The following is a 1,068-nucleotide window of genomic DNA, read 5'->3' on the forward strand; positions in this document are numbered from 1 at the left end:
CTTCGCGTCGTCGGCGGGCGTGTCGGCGCGCGGCGCGCCGTCCGCCGTGGGGTCCCCGGCTTTAGCGGCGTCGGCTTTCGCGTCCTCGCCCCGGGGGCGCCGTCGTCGTGCGTCGTGCGGCTCAGGCGCGGCCGCGGCGGGTCCGAACCTCCTGCAGGCGCTCCTCCAGGATGTCCTCCAGCTCGGCGATGGAACGCCGCTCCAGAAGCATGTCCCAGTGGGTACGCGGCGGCTTGGCCTTCTTCTGCTCCGGCTCGTTGCCGTCGACGAGTCGGGCGACGCTGCCGTCGAACTTGCATTCCCAGGTCGTCGGGACCTCGGCGTCGACGGCGAACGGCACCTCGAACTGGTGGCCCTTGGCGCAGAGGTACTCGCGGGTCTGACGCGGCGCGAGCTCCGTGTTGCGGTCGGATTCGTAGCTCACCGCGCCAAGGCGGCTTCCGCGCAGCATACGCTCGCCCATGATCGACTTCCCCTCGTTCGTGGTGCTGGTCTTCTGGGTGTAACGGTGCGTCCCCGTCGAGCCATTCCCGCCCGAGGGCGTGAGGCGTCCACGGGTGGGCCGGGACCAAGGGTAACCGGCCGGGACGCTCACCCGGTGAGGTGATCCCCAGGCGGGTCGGGACAACGGTGTGTGTCCGCTGCCACCGGGGAGGTTAACCGCCCGAGCCTACCGAAGGTTGCGCCACGATCATCAGGTGGCGTCGCCGGGAGTGGCGGCGCCGAGGCGGGCCAGCGCCAACGCCAGGTCGCTGACCTGGTCACCGAGCTGCGCCACCCGCCGCTGGGCCAGGTCCCGGTCGGTCTCGGCGGCGTCGAGTCGTACCGTCAGGGCGGTGCGGTGACCCTCGGCGGTCGCCGCGGCCTGCCGGGCCACTGTCAGCTCGGCGGTGAGCGTGTCGCGCTGGGCGGCCAGGGCCTCCACCTCCGCGCGCAGCCGCGCGGCCAGCTCCGCGGCCTCCTGCCGGGCGCCGTCGGCCTGCCGGCCGTACCACCGCAACGGCGGTGAGCTGGTCTTCCAACTCGGCACCGCGTACTTCGCCCGTGCTCGTCGCGGCAGCCGAAGTA

General features: G+C 72.8%; 1 protein-coding gene and 1 pseudogene. Both read right to left on the reverse strand.

Annotation, left to right across the window (positions count from 1 at the left end):
- Positions 1 to 121: 121 nt before the first annotated feature.
- On the reverse strand, positions 122 to 463 hold the full coding sequence (locus AB0C20_RS36340; protein ID WP_091398247.1) for an RNA polymerase-binding protein RbpA: 342 nt from the start codon (positions 461 to 463) through the stop codon (positions 122 to 124).
- Between the two features lie 231 nt (positions 464 to 694).
- Positions 695 to 1,068: pseudogene (locus tag AB0C20_RS36345) on the reverse strand (hypothetical protein); the annotation flags it as partial.

Source organism: Micromonospora sp. NPDC048843, assembly GCF_040649965.1.
Classification (GTDB): Bacteria; Actinomycetota; Actinomycetes; order Mycobacteriales; family Micromonosporaceae; genus Micromonospora; species Micromonospora hortensis.

Excerpts from the sequence above, each read along its gene's own strand:
- AB0C20_RS36340 (WP_091398247.1), bottom strand. The coding sequence starts at position 463 with ATGGGCGAGCGTATGCTGCGCGGAAGCCGCCTTGGCGCGGTGAGCTAC.